2 pseudogenes are annotated in these 596 nt (G+C 65.8%); both read right to left on the bottom strand.

What is annotated here, in order from left to right:
• Window positions 1-499: pseudogene (locus tag EN914_RS37635) on the bottom strand (dihydroorotase); the annotation flags it as partial.
• A pseudogene (pyrB, locus tag EN914_RS37630) lies at window positions 496-596 on the bottom strand (aspartate carbamoyltransferase catalytic subunit); the annotation flags it as partial. The pseudogenes EN914_RS37635 and pyrB, both read right to left, overlap by 4 nt.

Raw genomic sequence — 596 nt, 5'->3', positions numbered from 1 at the left:
TCACCAGCGCACTCGATATGGTGTGGCGGCCATCGGTGAAGGCGACCGCGCCGGCTTCGCGCAGCAGGCCGAACTCGGTCATCTCGCGCCCATCGAGGCCCTTGGTGATCGCCGCAGCCGGAAAGACGTTGACGATAGCCGTGTCTTTCGCGGTGCGCAGCACGAACTCGACAAGCGCCACATTGTCGATCACTGGGTCGGTATCGGGCATCATGACGATGGAGGTGACGCCGCCAGCCGCCGCCGCGACACTCGCCGACGCAATGGTTTCGCGATGCTCGCCGCCCGGTTCGCCGATGAAAACGCGGCCATCGACCAGGCCTGGAATGATCGCCTTGCCGGCGCAGTCGATTATGGTGGCGCCCTCGGGCGCGCCCTGGTTGAGCGCTGCCTTGCCGGCGGCAACGATCTTGCGGCCATCGACGATGACGGCGCCGATTTCGTCGATGCCGCGCGAGGGGTCGACGATGCGGGCGCGCTCAAAGACCGTTATGCTCATGCGCCGCGGCCCTCTTGATTGCGACGGGGATCGAGCAGCGCTTCCATGACCGCCATGCGCACAGCAACGCCCATTTCGACCTGTTCCTGGATGACGC

The organism is Mesorhizobium sp. M7A.F.Ca.CA.001.08.2.1 (assembly GCF_003998455.1).
Lineage (GTDB): Bacteria > Pseudomonadota > Alphaproteobacteria > Rhizobiales > Rhizobiaceae > Mesorhizobium > Mesorhizobium ciceri.
The sequence above is the reverse complement of the archived record's forward strand: the minus strand, read 5'-3'. Positions and strand labels throughout refer to the sequence as shown.